Here is a 19,405-nt window from a genome sequence, read left to right as displayed (position 1 = left end):
GATAAATTGTATTCCATATGGAGTTAAGAAATTGTAATAATCCATACCCGAATATTAAGATATTATTACAAAAGATTGACTTGGTAAAAAAATGGCTCGCTATTTGTTTAAGTTTTCTAAACTAATATGGCAAATAAATAGAAACAATCCCATGGCATTGTCGTAGTACTAATCTAAATTTGCCGATGAATAAAACCACTAAACATGAAAAAAACTTTACACTACATTTTTATAGCACTTATTATTAGTTTATCGTCCTGTAGTTCTGGTGAAAAAGCATTACAGCATGGCAATTATTTTGCTGCGGTAAGCAAGTCTATTGATCGATTAAGATCAAATCCTGATAAAGCAAAAGCACAGGAAACACTACTTGCCAGCTATCCTTTGGCCGTTCAATGGTTCGAGAGAGAAATTAATAATTTACAAGCGTCTGCCGATCCTTTTAAGAATACCAAATCTGTGGATAAATATCAATTGTTGAATCGCATATATAATGATATTAACAGATGTCCAACTGCATTGCAATTAATTCCAAATGCCAAATCATATCAAAATGAATTGGAATTGACGAAACAAAATGCTGCACCTGAATGCTATCAAGCAGGATTGAATGAACTTGTAAAAGGAGGAAGACAAAATGGGATTAATGCCTATAATCATTTCCAGAAAGCCAATAGTTTTGTTCCCAACTACAAAGATGTTCAGATCAAACTTGAGGAAGCTGAATACATGGCAACATTAAAAGTGATCATTGAACACATCCCGGTTAATTCACAAAAGTACAAGCTAAGTTCAGAGTTTTTCCAGGATCAGGTTACCCAATACCTTTTTCACAATATCAAAAGAAAATTTGTCCGTTTTTACACTCCCAATCAAGCTGAACTTGAAAAACTTGAATACCCTGATCAAATTATTTCCATGGGATTTGAAGATTTTGTTGTTGGAGAAACTCACGACACCAATTATGAGAAAGACGTAATTAGTGCCGATAGTGTTGAAGTGGGAAGCACAACCCTAAAAAATGGAGAGAAAATTAAAGTATATAATAAAGTAAAAGCAAAATTGCACATCCACAAACGAGAAGTCATTTCGAAAGGATTACTTTCTTTGAAAGTGATTGAGTTTGGGAATCAAAAAATCATCAGCGATAAACAATTTGGTGGTCAGTTCAACTGGTTTTACGAATGGGGGCATTTTAATGGAGATGAAAGGGCTTTGACCAAAGAAGAGCTGGAAATTTGCCAACATGAACCAATATTGCCACCTCCTCACCAGGATTTGTTTGTTGAATTTACCAAGCCAATTTATACAGACCTTACACAGGAGTTGAGAAGGTTTTACAACAGATATTAATAAACAAAAAAGCCATTAGTTTTGAAACTAATGGCTTTTTTAATTTTCCCTGCAATTGTCACAGCTTGATGCTTTCTTTTCATAGTCAATAATCCTTCCTTTTGAATCTTTTTGAAAACTACAACACTTACTTAATGCTTCCTTTAAAAGATTTCTACCACGCTGAACTCTCGATTTAGCAGCAGAATATGATATGTGTAGTTTTTCTGAGAGTTCTTTTTGACTCAACCCATTCAACTCACTTAATAAAAGTGCATCTCGATAATCCTCCGGTAAAGACTTAATCATTGGCACGATGCAAGTTTGAATATCAGCCATAGCATTTGCATCATTTTCGTCTTCCATCTCTAGCACCTGAATATCTGCTTCTTCATGATTTTCGCAACGTCGATAGTGATCAATTATGACATTTCTGGTGATCTGAAATAGCCAGGCTTTTATCTTTTTCCCTTCTTGTAAAGTATCAATATTATTGTGAATTTTTATAAAAACTTCCTGCAATAAATCTTCTGCCAAAGCTGAATCAGATACTCTTTTTCGAATAAAAGAAAGCAATTGTTTGTGATATGTTCTCCAAATGTGCTCTACCATACATACTCCAATTAAACTATTGAGAGCAAAAATATAAATTTTGAAAAACTATCTGTAACGATTCTAAATAAAAAAACCATATACCTATTGTTCCGCTTGCACGAAATAATAAATAAATGGTTTTGTGAAAACTAATTAGTAGTGATTATCCTGAATAGGTATTGCAAATATATTTCAGATATTCTAGCAACCGCAACCTTCGCCACAGCCACACGCTTCAACCACGTATTTCATATCTTTAAATTGATCGGCAAAATCATTTTTTTCTTTGTTCTCCGGAGGACACTGACATGGTCCAAGTCCCTTACAAGCGCAATCCTTAAGAGGTTTATCTTCTAAAGTATCTAGAACTTTAACCAATTCGGCATTTACATTATCATCGTTACAACATCCACCGGTATGATACAATTGAGATCCACAACATTCGTTATTCATATTCTATTTTTTTACTTTCTACATCTTAATTTTTTAATCTCATTTGGGTAGACGCAGAAAATGAAAAATGGACGCAAAAACAATCGACAAAAATTAAATTTTGTCGATTGTTTCTGATTTATAAATCTTTATGAATAAAATTATAATCGTCGATTAAGGTTTGGAAAAATAGTTCTGGTTGCATTTCGGTTTTCATGCCTAATTGCTCCATCACTTTTGCTCTGGCTTTTAAACCAAAGGTTAGCTTTTCTACTGGGTCATTCATCGTTTTCAATTGTTGTATCACCCTTTTGAAAAGCTCCAAATCTTTATCCTCTATTTTCCTTGATTCAGGGAAAACCAATTGATAATTCTCTGGTACCTCAGACAATATGGTGTTGGTAAGTTTCATGGTATGGTTCGTTTTAACCACAGTTGTTTTTGCCAGAATATCTCCTATTCTTTGGCCTTTTTCTCCTATAACAATAGTAAGTATTGCTGCAACACCATTGGTCAATGTAATATCCACCAAACGAAACATCCAACGAATTAAATAGTGAATAAACCCAGGAGCATCTCCATCAACTTTACAAACCTTTATTTTCATGATGCGTTTTCCAGGTGTTTGTCCATTCATAAAGGTTTCAAAAAGCAAAGAATAAAATAAGAGTGGCAACAAGAACACAAATCCTATTTCAAACGCCTCTCCCAAAAAACCAATAATCATGGCAATAAAAAACATACAAACCCCAATAAATACCATATCCAATAAATAAGCAGCTATTCTTTCACCGACACTGGCTAGTGGAAAACTTAGATGTACATTCTGAGTTGTTTCAATTCCAATTTTTGACATAGATAGTTTTGTTTAATACAAAACGAATATACTTATCGGAAACAAAAGATAAAAATTTACACGCATAATTTATTAAACAGAATTCATATACTATTGTTTTTCTACAACTTAAAAAATAAGATGTAAATTATCATCAAGCACCATTTGTTTATTAAACTATTTAAAATAACTTTAGCGATCTAACACAGACTATTGGCTCTAATATTTATGAAAGAAATTGTATTTCTTAACCGAAATAAGGATAAATGGGAAAAGTTTGAGCAATTAATTAATAATCAATCGGCAAGTAACCCAGATACTTTGGCTAATTTATATATCCAACTTACTGATGATTTATCTTACTCCAGAACATTCTTCCCCAAGTCTTCAACTACTGCATACCTTAATCAGTTAAGTATGCGTGTTCATCAACAAATTTACAAGAACAAAAAGGCAAAAAAAGGAGCATTTAGAAATTTTTGGACAACCGAGCTTCCATTAACATTATACGATATAAGAAAGCAATTACTATATGCATTTTTGATCTTCTCTGTATCGGTTCTAATTGGTATTTTATCTTCAAGAGGAGATCAAACATTTGTTCGAACCATTTTAGGAGATGACTATGTAAACATGACCTTGGACAATATTAAAAACAATGACCCAATGGCAGTTTATAAACAGCAGGGACAAACTTTAATGTTCCTGAGTATTACCATTAATAATGTACGAGTATCCATATTGGCTTTTGTGCTGGGAATTTTTACTGCTTTCGGAACTGGATATGTGCTATTTTCAAATGGTGTGATGCTGGGCAGTTTCACTTACTTCTTTATTCGGTACGATTTATTTTGGGAATCAACCAGGGTAATATGGATACATGGAGCTTTAGAAATATCGGTAATTGTAATTGCTGGTGCAGCAGGTATTGTTTTGGGAAATAGTATGATATTTACAGGAACTCTACCTCGAAAAACATCAATCCAAATTGGTGTTAGAAAAGGAGTGAAAATCATTGCCGGAATCTTCCCAATATTCATAGTTGCCGGGTTTTTAGAGGGCTTCGTAACCAGGCATACTGATATGCCCATGGCCTTGAGTTGGGCTATAATCATCAGTTCCTTTTCATTTATCATCTGGTATTTTGTAATAAATCCTGTTAAAGTATATAAGAATCAACATAAATATTAAAAAATGACTACAGAGAATTTTAGACTTGAAAAAGTAAGAGATTTTGGACTTCTTTTTAGCGACACTTTTCTTTTTATAAAGTACAACTTCAAAAACTTATTAAAAGGAATGCTTTACTACGTTGTACCTTTTGGTTTACTGCATGGCGTTGTGATGGGCTTATTGCAATATGAAACTCTACTTTCAATTGGAAACGGTTCTGGAATAGGTGCTAATTATTCATCATCCACTGTTATCTATTCAACTATTGCATCTTATTTTTTCATGCTAGTTTCATACTCAGTAGCAATTGCCTTTATAACCCAATACATTAAGCTATATCGCGATAAGGGTGCGAATAATTTTGAGGTAAACGAAGTTGGAAAATCCATGTTAAATAATATTCCAAAAATATTAGGAGCTATTATTTTGTCAGGTATAATTGTTGTATTGGGATTCATTATTCTTATCATCCCTGGGATATACATTGCAGTTTGCATCAGTTTGGTAGTTCCAATCATTATTTTCGAAGATGAAACCGTAGGAAATGGCATTAGTGCGTGCTTTAATCTGATTAAGAACAATTGGTGGAACACCTTTGCTTTTCTATTTGTTATTGGATTAATTAGTTCTGCTTTAAATTTTGTATTTCAACTTCCATCAACAATTTATCAATTAATGAGCACCATATTTATGGCTAGTGGCGATGCAATGACACCGAGTAAATCTTTACTAATCTTATTTTCGATTATTCAAGGAATTGGATATGCGCTTATACAAGTTTTACCTTTAACGGCCATTGCCATGCAATACTTTAATTTAATTGAGAGAAGACAAAGCCCAGCTTTATTAAAGGATTTGGAATCAGTTGGTAATAATGAATAACTTATTTAAAATACTTCTCATATCAATTTGGTTCCTGATACTATCGGGAACCAAACTCTTTGCTGCCCATATCAATGAGGCAGATACTTTAATTCTTGATAAAGGTCAAGTAGAAATATATAAAAAAGCCATTACCCAAAGTAGAATTGAGAACTATCGTCAACAAAGCGATTTTAACTACGAATATTCTGAGGTAGAAAATATCAGTTTATTCGATAAAATTCGCTTGATGATAAATCGTTGGATGGCCTTTCTTATTAAAAGTCTTGGTGTAGTATGGTTCTTACGATATATCATTCTGGGCGGAATTATAGTTCTTCTTATCTATATTATCCTTAAGAGCAACGCTAGTGGATTATTCAGTCCGCATCAAAAAATTATTAATATTCCATTTGCCGATGATGTAAATCCTGAAAACGTAAATTGGGAGGAAGAAATAGAGAAAGCAGTAAAAATGGGCGAATACAGACTTGCTGTTCGTTACCAGTTCTTGTCCTCATTAAAATCGCTTAGCAAAAACAATTTTATCAATTGGAAAGCTGAAAAAACCAATTACGATTACATCAACGAGATAAAAGACAAGCAGGTAAAAACAGATTTTAATGACCTAAGCAATCTATACGAAGCTGTTTGGTATGGAAATTTTTCAATAATTCATGACGAATATGCACTAATTGGTCAGGATTTCGAAAAATTTAACTCATTGTTTAATACAAGAAAACAATAAAATGAAACTGATAATTCCAAAATCAACTTATCCGTTTATCGTCATCTTAATATTGTTGTTTCTTGTCGAACTCTTCTCACCAACACCTATCGACTGGACGCAAAACTTCAATTCCGATGACAAAAGGCCTTTTGGTTCGTATCTTTTAATGGATTTGATTAAAACTGATTTGTTTTCAAATTACGAAATAGAATTCAAATCAATTCCTGTTTTTAATTATCCTGAAAGTAGCAATTCTGATTCCCTGAAGAACTACATTTTCATTACCAATAACTTGGAAATGCAAAAATGGGACGTTGATAAATTGATAAAACTCGCCGAAGATGGAAACCAAATTTTTATTGCAGCATCATCAATTAGTTTTCCTTTAGCAGATACACTTGATCTTAGTCTTACACCAAATGTATTTTTTTCCAATCTTGGAAAAACAGTGCGCATTCAAAAATTTGAAAACCAAAACATCTCTTTAAACAAAACCTATAGGTACGAAAAAGCTTTTGATGTTGTAAGTATTAAAAACTTTAACAAAGACAGTTTGATTGTACTGGGAAGGGATACCGATAAAAACATACAATTTATTAAAAAGCAATTTGGCAAAGGAAATATCTTTTATTGCTGCCAACCATTGGCATTTACCAATTACAATGTAGTAACATCAAATAATGCTGATTACATTGCCGGAGCTTTTAGTTATCTTCCAAACCGCCCAATCGTTTGGGATGAATATTACAAACCAACTAGAGCATTAAGACACAGTTCACCACTAAAATACCTGTTAACCTATCCGCCTTTAAAATTGGGTTTTTACCTGTTGTTTTTCTGTCTGATCTTCTTACTTCTGTTTCAAGGAAAAAGACAACAGAGAATTGTGCCATTAATTCAACCGTTAAGAAATACTTCTCTTGAATTTATTAGAACTTTAGGTTCCTTGTATTACACAAAGAAAAACCACAAAGACATTGCGGATAAGAAATTCAAGTACTTTAAAGAGTTCATTAGAAGCAGATATCATATTGAATTCAAAAAGGAAAACATTAAAGAATTAAGCAGTCGATCGAGTTTACCGGAAAAAACATTACGAATGTTGTTCGATCAATCCAAATCAATAGAAACACTAACTCATTTAACTCAGGAAGGTTTGGAAGATTTCCACTCCAAAATAGAGTACATTTATAAAAATTGCAAATAAGACAATCACATCATATGGAAAGAAACACACAATTCGAAAATAGAATTGATTTAGGTGAATTAAATCAGCTAATCAATCAAATTAAGTTTGAGATCCAAAAAGTAATTGTTGGACAAGAAAAAAACATTGACTTACTCCTTGTTGGACTATTCGCTAAAGGGCACATTTTAATTGAAGGTGTACCTGGAATTGCCAAAACTTTATCGGCAAAACTATTGGCAAAAGCAATTAGTTCTGATTTTTCAAGAATTCAATTTACACCTGATTTAATGCCTTCGGATGTTTTAGGTACTACTATTTTTAACATGAGTAAATCTGAGTTTGAATTCAATCAAGGACCTATATTCTCGAACATTGTGCTGATTGATGAGATCAACCGTGCTCCTGCCAAAACTCAATCCGCCCTATTTGAAGTAATGGAGGAATACCAGGTAAGTATTGACGGTAATACCTATAAAATGGGTGAACCATTTTGGGTATTAGCAACTCAAAACCCAATTGAACAGGAAGGAACCTATCGATTGCCTGAAGCACAATTGGATCGATTCTTGATGAAGGTTGAGTTTGAATATCCAAGCGAAGAGGAAGAATTAAGCATACTTGAAACCAAACATGAACGAAGAGGTGCATTAGAAACCCAAATCATAAACAAGGTAATATCTGCTAATCAAATTAAAGAAATGCAAAATAGGGTTCAGTCGATTCATATTGATGAGAACCTGAGAAAATACATTGTGCAAATTGTTCAAAAAACCCGAAATCATCCTGGAATCATTTTGGGAGCCTCTCCTCGTGCATCGGTTTCGGTAATGACAGCAGCTAAAGCATTCGCTGCCATTCATGGACGGGATTTTGTGACTCCTGACGATATCAAAAACATTGTTGCTCCAGTTTTACATCATCGCTTAATTTTAACTCCTGAAAAGGAAATGGAAGGAATTAAACCAAAGGAAATCATTAAAAACATTTTGGAAGGTATTGAAATCCCACGATAATGAAGTTTATTAAATCTTTATACCTACACCCTTTTTTCTATTGGCTGATTAGCGCAATTGCTGTGATATCCGTATTGGGTTTTTTTATCCCGATACTCTATACCATAGCTAGATTAGCATGTCTGTTATTTTTGATAGCTTTTGGGTTTGATATCCTTCTCTTGTATCGAATTAAAGATGCTGTTCAGGCAAAAAGAACTTGCCCGGAAAAATTATCGAATGGAGATGAAAATCCTATTCAGATTAAGCTACAGCACAACTACAATTTCACAATTCATATTGATTTGATTGATGAAATCCCAATTCAGTTTCAAAAGAGAGATTTTAACCATTCACTATCGTTAAAAGCAGGAGAAGAAAAGCTGGTTAATTATTCGCTTAGACCCTTAAGTCGTGGAGAGTATCACTTTGGAGTAATTAATGTTTATGCCAGTTCTCTCTTAAAAATCATCAAGCGAAGATTTAAATTGGGGAATTCGGAAATGATTCCCTGCTATCCTTCATATATGCAAATGCGCCAATACGAACTGATGGCTATTTCGAACCGATTAATGGATTTTGGGATTAAAAAGATCCGAAGAATTGGACATCAAATGGAGTTCGACCAGATTCGTGAGTATGTAAAAGGCGATGATTACAGAACCATAAACTGGAAAGCAACCGCAAGAAAATCACAGATCATGGTTAATCAATACCAGGATGAGAAGGCGCAGCCTGTTTATTCAATTATTGATTGTGGTAGATCTATGAAAATGCCTTTTTACGGACTTAGCCTGTTGGATTATGCCATAAATACCAGCTTGGTAATATCGAACACGGCAATTTTAAAACACGATAAAGCAGGTTTGCTTTGCTTTGGCAGAAATGTTCACTCCAATATTCGCGCAGGAGGCAGAAGAACCCAGGTAAAGAAAATCATGGAGGTTTTGTACAATCAGGAAACCGATTATCCAGAACCTAATTACGAATTGCTTTATTCATCGGTGAAGCACTTTGTTAGAGGCAGAAGTTTGCTTATGCTGTATACCAACTTCGAGAGCTTGGATTCTATGAAAAGACAGCTACCCTATTTGCAGGGATTAGCTAAAGACCATCTTTTGGTTGTGATTTTCTTTAACAATTCGGAAATTGAAAAAATGACAAAAAAATCAGCTGACAGCATAGAAGATATTTACGTGAAAACCATTGGTGAAAAATTCTTATTCGATAAAAAATTAATCGCAAAAGAGTTGGAAAAATATGGTATTCATACAATATTAACTGATCCCAAAAACCTAACGGTAAATAGTTTGAATAAATATTTGGAATTGAAATCCAGAGGTTTGATTTAACATGATACAACTATGAAAAACTATAGCATCATTATTATCGCATTTGTGTTAACTGTATTTGCATGCAATTCGAAAAATCCAATAGTTACAATAAGTACTGAATTGGGCGAAATTGAATTGGAAATATTTGAAAACAATGCGCCCATTACAGCCAAACATTTTATGCAAAATATTGACAAGAATGTTTTTAAGGATGCTTGCTTTTACCGTGTCGTCAGATTGGACAATCAGCCAAATAATGATATAAAGATTGAGGTTATTCAAGGGGGATTATTCCATGATTCGATCGTGGATAAGCTACCTACCATAAAACATGAAACTACCAAAGAAACCGGTATTTTACATACCGATGGAGTAATCTCCATGGCCAGATTGGAACCTGGATCTGCAAGTACCGAGTTTTTTATTTGTATTGGCAATCAACCTGAGCTGGATTTTGGCGGAATGCGCAATCCCGATGGACAAGGCTTTGCTGCTTTTGGAAAAGTCACAAAAGGAATGGATGTGGTCAAGAAAATTCAAACACAAAAAAACCAGGGACAGATGCTAGACAAGCGTATTAAAATCCTATCTATAAAACGTAGGTAGTTAAATCTTCAATCTTATCGATCTTTTGAAAATCTGAATTGGAAATTTCCTCCTCTTCAACCATTTCGTGTTCCCAAGTTGTGTGAAACGGCACATGAACAGCCTTACCTCCCAGATTCAAAACAGGCAGAATATCTGATTTTAGAGAATTCCCAACCATTAAAAACTCTTTTGGGTTAATATCAAGATGTTTGATTAGTTTTTCGTAATCACTTTCCTTCTTATCACTCATCACCTCGATGTGATGAAAATATTTAAGCAATCCCGATTTTTTCAACTTACGTTCCTGATCCAGTAAATCTCCTTTTGTAGCAACAATCAAACGATACTTTCCGAACAAAGTCTCTAAAACTGACTCTACCCCATCTATTAGCTCAACAGGTTTATTAATCTGTTCCTTTCCCAACTCCAAAATCGCTTGTACTTTCTCCGAAGAAAGCTTGCCATTGGTAATTTTTAATCCAGTCTCGATCATCGATAAAATAAAAGCTTTTGTGCCATAGCCATACAAAGGAATATTACCAATTTCAATCTTAAAAAGCTCTCTTGTAACCTCGTCCAAACTCATTCCATTGGTTAGCAATTCACAGAATTTCATTTCTGTTTCACGAAAATATGGCTCATTAACCCATAACGTGTCATCTGCATCAAAGCCAATCACCTTAATCTTATCCATAAAAGAAGTATTTTATCTTGTGCGAAATTACGAACAATCCCATAAAATCCAACATCACCCCTTAGCTTGACTTTATCTTAACAATTGATTAATTTTAATTGTAACCGCGAAGTACTGCTATTTTTCTCAACATTTTAAAAACGAATCATGGAACGAAGAACGAATTATCAAGATCATCCATCTCGATTTTTTCTACTGATTGCGAGAATTATAGGTTTTTTAATTGCCGGAGTCTTTCTATTGTTTATGGTTCCTGAATTCATCGAAATCTTGCACAATAAATCTGAATATACTGAATTCTGGATTTTTGTATTTTATATACTTGCAATGATATATGGTGCTGGCTTTCTCCTCTCCTTTTGGAAAATAAAAATCAGTGCCTACATCATGATCGTAAGCAGTGTAGCAATTGCTCTTTATGGATTTTTGGATACTATGAGTTGGGCGATATTCCTAATTTTGATCCCCTTGTCGTTTTCAGGAATCTTATTCTTAATCTATTCTAAAAAAATGGATAAGTAAACCTACAATGCCTCCACCTTCTTCACCTTTTTAATTTTTACGATGTTCTTGGAATCCAATTGCCCACCATTCCATCGATAGGCTACCATAATGCCTCCATTTGCGACACAACCATCAACACAGCAAAGATTCTCGCGAACTATACCTGCTTGTCCATTTAGGCAATAATGCCCGAAAAACACTGGCAACTCATCTTTAGGGTATAGTGGAATGTCGTAACACAATTCGCGCGGAATGGTATAATTGGGAAGTTTAAATTTATTCCCGAATGAAATATCCTCAAACCCCTTTCCTTGCATAGGTTCCCACCATTTTATTCTATAGGCCGTACGCTTAAAACCATAACCATCTTTAAGTACCATATCGTCGGGCATATTAAATTCTCTGCCCTTTAGCAAAAGCATTAAAGCATTAAATACTTTGTCACGCTCAAAATAAATTCTTCTTAAAAACTGCTTACTAAGCCTGTTTTCAGGATTTTCCTTCTTTATAATCTCAATAGCCTCATCATCCCATGAAGCATGAACCACTCTAAATCCATCTAACTCCAGGAAAATAGGAAGAGAACGCAGCCATTTTAGATATTTCTTACGTTTTGCCTTATCCAGCTTAAATTCTTCGTAAGTTTTTTTGATTTGAGTTTTGTTCTTCAGATTATGATCGCGTAAAAATAAACCATCACTGTCTTTTGTATAATAAGCCAGAACATTCAACTCATGATTTCCAACAATTGCGTAAGCATTTCCCGATGTTACCATCTTCATAACAATGCCTAAAGTCTCAAAAATTGCTGGTCCCCTATCTACAAAATCACCCACAAAAACAGCCTTTCTTTCAGGATGTGAATATCCCGAATCCCCTTTAGTATATCCTAAGAATTTCAACAGTTTCTTTAGTGTTTCCGCCTCTCCGTGAATGTCTCCTATTATATCGTACACTTTTTTTCTGATTGGTTAATCTTCACCAAAAATATAAAATTATTTGAATTTGCACATTTATAAATTTTTCGATGAACTTTTGATAATGAGGAATTAAAATCTGCAATATAAAAAATGCTTATCCGAAAATCGAATTCAATCGAAAAATCAGATAAGCATAGAATATTTTAAACGGAATTCCAGTTTACAGATTGAATAAACCGTTCACTTCTATTTTTTTCTTGATATTCTTATCTCCACTGTAGTAAAATTCATTCACTTTACGATTGTAGGAATAATCATTCTTCCACTCCTCATAGTTTTCAATTACCTTTTCCAAAGAATCAATAAAATAAAGTACCTCTTTGTTTGTAGTAGTTGGATGCAAAGACCAGCGCACCCAGCCTGGCTTATGCGACAAATCGCCTGAAGTAATTTCACTGGTAATAGCATCCGATTGTTCCTGACTAACTTCCAACAAGTAATGCCCATACGTACCAGCGCAGGCACAACCTCCTCTTACCTGAATTCCAAAGCGATCATTCAGTAATTTCACCAACAAATTGTAATGAATGTACTCCACGTAAAATGAAAGAATACCTAGTCTTTTCTGAACATTATCAGCAAGGATATGAACATCTTTAACTGCTTTTAATTTACCAAAGGCGAGTTCTAAAAGTTCCTCTTCCCTTTCTGCAATATTCTTGGTTCCCATTTGGTTCTTTACCTCAATTGCCAAAGCGGTACGAATGGCTTGAAGAAAACCAGGTGTACCACCATCTTCACGAGCTTCAATATTATCGACAAACTTGTATTTTCCCCAAGGATTTGTCCAATCTACCGTTCCTCCACCCGGATTATCTGGCACCTCACTATTGTACAAGTTCGAATCGAAAATCATTACCCCGGAAGATCCAGGACCGCCCAGAAATTTGTGAGGCGAAAAGAAAACTCCATCCAGTTTGGCTTTCGGATCGTCAGGATGCATATCAATATCAACATATGGAGCTGATGCGGCAAAATCGATAAAGCAGATTCCACCATATTCATGCATAATTTTAGACATTTCGTAATAGGGTGTAACAATACCCGTTACATTGGAACAGGCCGTAAATGAACCTATTTTCATTTCTCTATCCTTATATTTTTCCAACTCTGCTCTCAGATTATCCACGCTAATGGTTAAATCATCGCCTGGTGGAACAACCACTACATCAACATTGGTTTCGTACCAGGAGGTTTGATTGGAATGGTGCTCCATATGAGTCAGAAAAACAACCGGTTTTTCTCTTTCTTTTTGGCATTGATATCTACCAATCATCCCACAGCCTTTTAATCCAAGAATTCGTTGTAGTTTATTCACAACAGCAGTCATTCCAAAACCAGCATGGATGATTACATCATCCGGTCCTGCGTTAACATGTTTTTTGATTAATTCCTGAGCTCTATGGTAAGATTGAGTCATTAAAGTTCCCGTCTCATTGGTTTCCGTATGCGTATTGGCAACATAAGGGCCAAACTCTTTTAACATCTTCTTTTCCAAGGGTCCGTACAAACGTCCGCTTGCAATCCAATCTGCATATACAATCTTTTGCTTTCCAAAAGGAGAATAAAAGCTAGCATCGTAACCAACTGTATTCTTTCGAAACTTTTTAAAATATTTTTCTAAACTACTCATTGGGTTAGGGTTAGTTTTTATGGTTTTAGGTTTCTTTTAAGACAATCATTAATTCGTTTTGGGTGAAAACAAAATTAGATTTTAATCTTTTTACCTTTTTATAATGAGCTTCAAAATAGATATTTGCACCTGCAAAAACAAGAAGATATATCAGCTTTTTTAAGGGCTTTAAAGATTAGAATTATCCTTAATAACCAATCAAAATGAACAATAACAAAGAATAATGACCATTCCAAGGGTTTAAAGCATGCAAAAACCTATAGCAAACTGATGTTTTAATCTTCAATCACTACCACTCTAACTTGAAACACTCAAATTGAAAATTCTATTGGACTCCATCAACTTGATTGAAGGAAATTCAAGCTTCAATTGGACCCAAACAATTTGATTGGATGTATTTAAACCTTTAAGTTCTGTCAAACAAAATGGAAAAATGGAAATTAAAGCTTAGATCACTCCCCTACAAGTTGCAGTGCCAAATTTCAAGCTTCAATTGGCTTCAAACTTTTCTGAAAAGTACTGGCAAAGTAATTCCTAAATCCAAATCGCATAAGAATAGAATTCAATCACCTTAAACCTTAATTTATTTTAAATGGACTATTTGTTTTGACTCCCGAATCGATTACTTTTGGCTTTCTTAATTCATTATACATCAGACTGACATAATATATCAATGAATACAATAATTCAACTTTTTGAAGAAAGCGTAAAAAAATATGGCTCCAATCCTTATTTGTGGGAACATACAGGAAAGAAATATGAATCGTTAAGCTACAAGGAACTGCATAAACAAGTTAAACTTTTAGCCTATGGTTTATACGCTTCTGGTATTGATAAAGGAGATAGAATTGGTCTTTTATCGGAAGGAAGAAATGCCTGGGTTCTTTCAGAACTAGGGATTTTGTTTTCTGGTGCAGTAAATGTGCCTTTATCCGTGAAACTGGATGCTCAAAATGAATTAAAATTCAGACTTGTTCACTCCGAAGCAAAATATGTGATTGTCTCGAAAAATCATCTCGAAAAAATTCGTTTGATTAAAGATGATATCAAAACGCTAAAACAAATCATTGTAATTGATGAAGATGTTGAAGTGGACGGCATTGAAGTTTACCTTTCGGATATTATGAGCTTGGGTGAAATGCTTGCCGAAGAGGAGAAAAAGGATTTAGATAAGATTCAACAAGAAATTCAAGCTGATGACAATGCAAACATTTCTTACACTTCGGGTACAACCGCTGATCCCAAAGGAATTATTTTAACGCACAACAATTACACTAGCAATGTAATTCAATCGTCGAGCTTAATGCATATTCCTGAGCATTACAAAACCCTATTGATTTTACCTTGGGATCATTCTTTTGCCCATACTGCCGGAATCTATAGCTTTATGTTGAAAGGTGCATCTATTGCTGCCGTTCAACAAGGTAAATCGCCAATGGAGGCATTGAAAAACATTCCTAAAAACATCAAGGAAATTAAGCCTCACATTTTAATGAGTGTTCCTGCTTTGGCAAAGAACTTCAGAAAAAATATTGAGAAAGGAATAAAAGCCAAAGGTCCTAAAGTTGAGAAATTATTCAACAAAGCCTTGAACCTGGCATACAAATACAACGATCATGGATGGAACAAAGGCAAAGGGAGCAGAATGTTCCTGAAACCAATGTACATGTTCTACGATAAAATATTGTTCTCGAAAATCAGAGAGAACTTTGGCGGCAACTTAAAATTCTTTGTTGGAGGTGGCGCATTGCTTGATATCGAATTGCAGAAATTCTTTTATGCCATCGGTATTCCAATGTATCAAGGTTACGGATTATCAGAAGCCTCTCCTATTATTTCTTCCAATGCTCATCACAAGCATAAATTAGGTTCTTCGGGATTTTTGGTTAGCAATATGGACTTAAACATTTGCGACGATAATGGCAATGCTCTGCCAGTTGGTGAGAAAGGTGAGATTGTAATAAAAGGTGGTAACGTAATGAAGGGTTACTGGAAAAATGAGAAAGCAACAGCCGAAACACTAAGGGATGGATGGTTACATACCGGTGATATGGGTTATATGGACAAAGATGGTTTCTTGCATGTGCTAGGACGATTCAAGTCTTTACTTATTGCAAATGATGGAGAAAAATTCAGTCCTGAAGGAATCGAAGAAGCATTTGTTGATCAATCACCATTGATGGAACAGTGTATCTTGTACAACAATCAGGATCCTTATACCATAGCTCTTGTAGTTCCTAATAAAGCAGCTCTTGTAGCCAAACTGAAAGAGCAAAATCTCACTCCTGATTCGGAAGAAGGCCAGAAAACTGCCTTGGAGTTATTGCAATCAGAATTGAACGAATATCGTCAGGGTGGAAAATATGAGGAAATGTTCCCGCATCGCTGGTTGCCTACAGCTGTTGCCATTTTGCCTGAAGGATTTACCGAAGAGAATAAATTGCTGAACTCTACAATGAAAGTGGTTCGCGATAAGGTGATTGAATATTTCAAAGAGTATGTAAACTATTTGTATTCTCCGGAAGGCAAAAACTTCTTTAACGAGAAAAACAAACAAAGCATTGAACGCATGAAATAAAATCTAATATAGATTTAACTTTCTTTTACTATTTAAAACCATTACAGATTAATGTTTTTTTATAGTTTTGAAAAAATTTTAAACCAAAAACATGACACGATTAAAACCAATCACAATTTACCTGATCCTTGCTTTTACATTCTGCATTAGCAATATTTTTGCACAACCTAGCGAAAGAGACAATTATCAGGGGGAATCTCCAAAGTACATTTTCTATTTTATTGGAGATGGTATGGGCTTATCACAAACCAACACGGCGGAAGCCTATTTAGGAGCTATTAACAATACCAATGGTATCAAAAAATTAAAATTAAACACCTTGCCTAAACAAGGTTTTTATACTACCTATGCTACCGACAGATTCATTACAGGATCTGCAGCAGCAGGAACTGCACTCGCTACAGGAGAAAAAACATCGATTAATACAATAGGCATGGATGCAAAAAGGCAAAAACCTTTGCAGACAATTGCTGAAATGGCCAGAGATAATGGATATAAAGTAGGAATTGTATCTTCTGTTTCGATTGATCATGCAACCCCTGCTTCCTTCTATGCTCACCAACCTTCCAGAAGCATGTACTATAACATCAGTCTTGATTTAAGTAAAAGTGGTTTTAACTACTTTGCTGGAGGAGGAATTAACCATCCTGAAGGTGATGGCAAAGTTGATGAAAAGAACATCATGTCCAATTTTGGCATGGGAGGATCAGTTGAATTGGAAAAAAAAGAAACCAACTCTATAAAAATTGCAGAAACCAGAGGTTACAGATTTACAAATACTGTGAACGAATTCCAGGCTTTGAAGAAAGGTGATGATAAAATCATTAGTATTGCTCCAAAATTAGTTGGCGGAAAATCTCTTCCTTATTTCATCGATCAAAATGGAAAATCAGATATCTCTCTTGCAGAATTCACCGCAAAAGGAATTGAGTTACTAAATAACAAAAATGGATTCTTCATGATGGTTGAAGGTGGCAAAATTGACTGGGCTTGTCATGCCAACGATGCGGCAACCGTAATTCAGGAAGTAATTCAGTTCGATAAGGCTGTTGCTGTTGCTTTGGATTTTTACAAAAAACATCCAAACGAAACTTTAATTTTGGTTGCCGGCGATCATGAAACCGGGGGAATGGCTTTGGGCTTTTCTGGTAGTCATTACCATTCGGACTTTGCCATACTTCAGCATCAAAACTTATCATACGAAAGTTTTTCAAACTTAATTTCTGATTACAAAAAGAACAACAAAGGAAATTACAAAGTAGAAGATGGTTTAGCATTGGCGAAAAAACATTTTGGACTAGGCGATACCGAAAAAGGTCTTGAATTAAGTGATTTCGAGATGCAGCAGCTAAAAACTGCATTTGAAAAAAGCATGAACTACAACCAGGAAATGAAGAAAGATGATCAGTTTTATTTGCTGTATGGTAGTTACGACCCATTTACAACAACTACCTGTCATATTTTATCGCAAAAAGCTGGTATTGGTTGGACCTCTTTTTCTCACACAGCTGCACCAATTCCAATTCGTTCCATTGGAGTTGGAGCCGATTTGTTTACCGGATTCTTCGACAATACCGACGTTCCTAAGAACTTAATGAAATTAATAGAGAACAGATAATTCAGGAGCCTCGCAATTGCGGGGCTTTTTTTTGCTTTGACGCAGATTATCATGATTATTTATGATTTGAAATCGTAAATCTTCATCGCTCTTGAATGTATTCAACCCATCAGATCATAAACAATCATACGAAGTCGTAATGATATGCGTCTCCTACATTTTTCTTTTCTAAATTTGCCATATGTTTAAATTCAGCATTCCTCAAAAATCCGATTTAATTCTGATTGTACTTTTAATCGTGTTAAGCTCGATAATTGTACTACTCCCGAATGGTTTTGAAACCCAAGCAGACAAAAACACGACTCGTGTGAGAGCATTGGTTTTAGAAACCGATAACAGTTTAATTGTTGAAACGGGTATTATTAAGACAGGCACACAAAGCTTAAAAATCAAGATTCTAAACGGTAAGTTTAAAGGAGAAGAGTTAACTGCCTTTAATCAGCTGGTAGGAAGAATGGAATTCGACAAATTCTTTTTACCGAAAGACAAAACACTTACTGTGCTTAATTTAAACGAGGATAACTCACAAATTATTAGCGCCACAGTGGTGGATCATTATCGCATTCGTTTGGAGGCATTTCTTTTGGCTCTATTTGTAATCATCTTGGTGGCTTTTGCAGGATGGACAGGTGTTAAAGCCATGTTATCCTTTATGTTTGCAGGCATTGCCATATGGAAATTACTGTTACCAGGTTTGCTAAAAGGTTTTGCGCCTATCCCACTTTCATTGGCTATTGTTGCCTTGCTAACATCGGTAATTATATTTTTGGTAGCAGGTACCAATAAAAAAGGTTTAAGTGCTTTTTTAGGTGCGATGAGTGGAGTTGCCGTTACCTGTATCATGGCTATATTGTTTGGTACACTTTTTAATATTCATGGTGCCATTAAACCTTTTTCGGAAACCTTGCTTTACTCGGGATACAATTACCTGAACCTTACTGAAATTTTCCTTGCCGGGATTTTCATTTCCTCTTCGGGTGCGGTAATGGACATTGCCATGGACATCTCTGCCTCGCAGGCAGAAGTATACCAGGCAAACAAAGAGATCAGCAGAAAAGAATTGCGCCGTTCGGGATTCGAAGTTGGGAAAGCTGTTGTGGGAACCATGACAACTACTCTTCTTCTTGCCTATTCAGGAGGTTTCTCTGCTCTTTTGATGGTATTTATTGCACAGGGAACTCCAATGATTAACATCCTAAATCTGAACTATGTTTCCGGAGAAATCCTTCATACCTTGGTTGGCAGTTTCGGATTGGTATTGGTTGCACCATTTACTGCAATCATTGGCTCTTGGATCTTTACCAGAAGAACCAAAAATCATTAATGATTTATCATTCA

Annotated in this window: 18 protein-coding genes; 12 read left to right on the top strand and 6 right to left on the bottom strand. The window is 34.9% G+C overall.

The window, feature by feature from the left end:
- The first annotated feature begins 204 nt into the window (after window positions 1-204).
- Window positions 205-1,353 (top strand): hypothetical protein, encoded by a 1,149-nt coding sequence (locus ACKPCA_RS02575; RefSeq protein WP_321281192.1) that lies wholly within the window; start codon window positions 205-207, stop codon window positions 1,351-1,353.
- Window positions 1,354-1,392: 39 nt separating this feature from the next.
- On the opposite strand, the gene sigZ is transcribed toward ACKPCA_RS02575, so the two are convergent.
- The 3 genes from sigZ to ACKPCA_RS02560 all read right to left on the bottom strand — a co-directional run bounded on the left by sigZ (window position 1,393) and on the right by ACKPCA_RS02560 (window position 3,214).
- Entirely contained in the window at window positions 1,393-1,944 is a 552-nt protein-coding gene (sigZ, locus tag ACKPCA_RS02570; protein WP_321281190.1) for an RNA polymerase sigma factor SigZ, read from the bottom strand.
- A gap of 183 nt (window positions 1,945-2,127) precedes the next feature.
- Window positions 2,128-2,379, bottom strand: a complete 252-nt coding sequence (locus ACKPCA_RS02565) for a hypothetical protein (RefSeq protein ID WP_321281189.1) — start codon at window positions 2,377-2,379, stop codon at window positions 2,128-2,130.
- A gap of 118 nt (window positions 2,380-2,497) precedes the next feature.
- Window positions 2,498-3,214, bottom strand: coding sequence for an RDD family protein (locus ACKPCA_RS02560; protein WP_321281188.1), 717 nt, complete (start codon window positions 3,212-3,214; stop codon window positions 2,498-2,500).
- 207 nt (window positions 3,215-3,421) lie between these two features.
- Between ACKPCA_RS02560 and ACKPCA_RS02555 the strand changes: the two genes are divergently transcribed.
- The 7 genes from ACKPCA_RS02555 to ACKPCA_RS02525 are packed head-to-tail and all read left to right on the top strand — an operon-like array spanning window position 3,422 to window position 10,078.
- Window positions 3,422-4,384 carry a stage II sporulation protein M gene (locus tag ACKPCA_RS02555; protein ID WP_054721949.1) on the top strand — a complete coding sequence of 321 codons (963 nt, stop codon included), beginning with the start codon at window positions 3,422-3,424 and terminating at the stop codon, window positions 4,382-4,384.
- A gap of 3 nt (window positions 4,385-4,387) precedes the next feature.
- Window positions 4,388-5,248 (top strand): hypothetical protein, encoded by an 861-nt coding sequence (locus ACKPCA_RS02550; RefSeq protein WP_321281186.1) that lies wholly within the window; start codon window positions 4,388-4,390, stop codon window positions 5,246-5,248.
- On the top strand, window positions 5,241-5,975 hold the full coding sequence (locus tag ACKPCA_RS02545) for a hypothetical protein (protein WP_321281183.1): 735 nt from the start codon (window positions 5,241-5,243) through the stop codon (window positions 5,973-5,975). Before ACKPCA_RS02550 ends, ACKPCA_RS02545 begins: the two co-directional genes overlap by 8 nt.
- Before the next feature lies 1 nt (window position 5,976).
- The gene (locus ACKPCA_RS02540) at window positions 5,977-7,164 is read left to right on the top strand and encodes a hypothetical protein (protein ID WP_321281181.1); all 1,188 of its coding nucleotides are present in this window, start codon (window positions 5,977-5,979) and stop codon (window positions 7,162-7,164) included.
- A gap of 14 nt (window positions 7,165-7,178) precedes the next feature.
- Entirely contained in the window at window positions 7,179-8,159 is a 981-nt protein-coding gene (locus tag ACKPCA_RS02535) for an AAA family ATPase (protein WP_321281180.1), read from the top strand.
- Complete coding sequence (locus tag ACKPCA_RS02530; RefSeq protein ID WP_321281179.1) at window positions 8,159-9,490, top strand: DUF58 domain-containing protein; 1,332 nt, start codon at window positions 8,159-8,161, stop codon at window positions 9,488-9,490. Before ACKPCA_RS02535 ends, ACKPCA_RS02530 begins: the two co-directional genes overlap by 1 nt.
- Before the next feature lie 12 nt (window positions 9,491-9,502).
- Window positions 9,503-10,078 carry a peptidylprolyl isomerase gene (locus ACKPCA_RS02525; protein WP_321281177.1) on the top strand — a complete coding sequence of 192 codons (576 nt, stop codon included), beginning with the start codon at window positions 9,503-9,505 and terminating at the stop codon, window positions 10,076-10,078.
- Here the strand turns inward: ACKPCA_RS02525 and ACKPCA_RS02520 are convergent.
- Window positions 10,062-10,754 (bottom strand): HAD family hydrolase, encoded by a 693-nt coding sequence (locus ACKPCA_RS02520; RefSeq protein WP_321281175.1) that lies wholly within the window; start codon window positions 10,752-10,754, stop codon window positions 10,062-10,064. The genes ACKPCA_RS02525 and ACKPCA_RS02520 overlap by 17 nt on opposite strands.
- A 147-nt stretch (window positions 10,755-10,901) precedes the next feature.
- Between ACKPCA_RS02520 and ACKPCA_RS02515 the strand changes: the two genes are divergently transcribed.
- Window positions 10,902-11,276, top strand: coding sequence for a hypothetical protein (locus ACKPCA_RS02515; RefSeq protein WP_054721934.1), 375 nt, complete (start codon window positions 10,902-10,904; stop codon window positions 11,274-11,276).
- A gap of 2 nt (window positions 11,277-11,278) precedes the next feature.
- On the opposite strand, the gene ACKPCA_RS02510 is transcribed toward ACKPCA_RS02515, so the two are convergent.
- Both ACKPCA_RS02510 and ACKPCA_RS02505 read right to left on the bottom strand, forming a co-directional pair.
- Window positions 11,279-12,214 carry a metallophosphoesterase gene (locus ACKPCA_RS02510; protein ID WP_172677461.1) on the bottom strand — a complete coding sequence of 312 codons (936 nt, stop codon included), beginning with the start codon at window positions 12,212-12,214 and terminating at the stop codon, window positions 11,279-11,281.
- A 184-nt stretch (window positions 12,215-12,398) separates the two neighbouring features.
- Window positions 12,399-13,871, bottom strand: coding sequence for an aminotransferase class V-fold PLP-dependent enzyme (locus ACKPCA_RS02505; protein WP_321281174.1), 1,473 nt, complete (start codon window positions 13,869-13,871; stop codon window positions 12,399-12,401).
- Window positions 13,872-14,544: 673 nt separating this feature from the next.
- Here ACKPCA_RS02505 and ACKPCA_RS02500 point away from each other — a divergent pair.
- The 3 genes from ACKPCA_RS02500 (at window position 14,545) to ACKPCA_RS02490 (ending at window position 19,391) form a co-directional block, all read left to right on the top strand.
- Window positions 14,545-16,449, top strand: a complete 1,905-nt coding sequence (locus ACKPCA_RS02500) for an AMP-dependent synthetase/ligase (RefSeq protein ID WP_321281172.1) — start codon at window positions 14,545-14,547, stop codon at window positions 16,447-16,449.
- A 91-nt stretch (window positions 16,450-16,540) separates the two neighbouring features.
- On the top strand, window positions 16,541-18,067 hold the full coding sequence (locus ACKPCA_RS02495) for an alkaline phosphatase (protein ID WP_321281170.1): 1,527 nt from the start codon (window positions 16,541-16,543) through the stop codon (window positions 18,065-18,067).
- A gap of 181 nt (window positions 18,068-18,248) precedes the next feature.
- Window positions 18,249-19,391, top strand: coding sequence for a YibE/F family protein (locus ACKPCA_RS02490; protein WP_321281168.1), 1,143 nt, complete (start codon window positions 18,249-18,251; stop codon window positions 19,389-19,391).
- The last annotated feature ends 14 nt before the right edge of the window (window positions 19,392-19,405 follow it).

Origin of the sequence: Marinifilum fragile (genome assembly GCF_963677365.1) — a bacterium.
Lineage (GTDB): Bacteria > Bacteroidota > Bacteroidia > Bacteroidales > Marinifilaceae > Marinifilum > Marinifilum fragile.
This window is presented reverse-complemented; position numbering and strand designations above follow the sequence as displayed.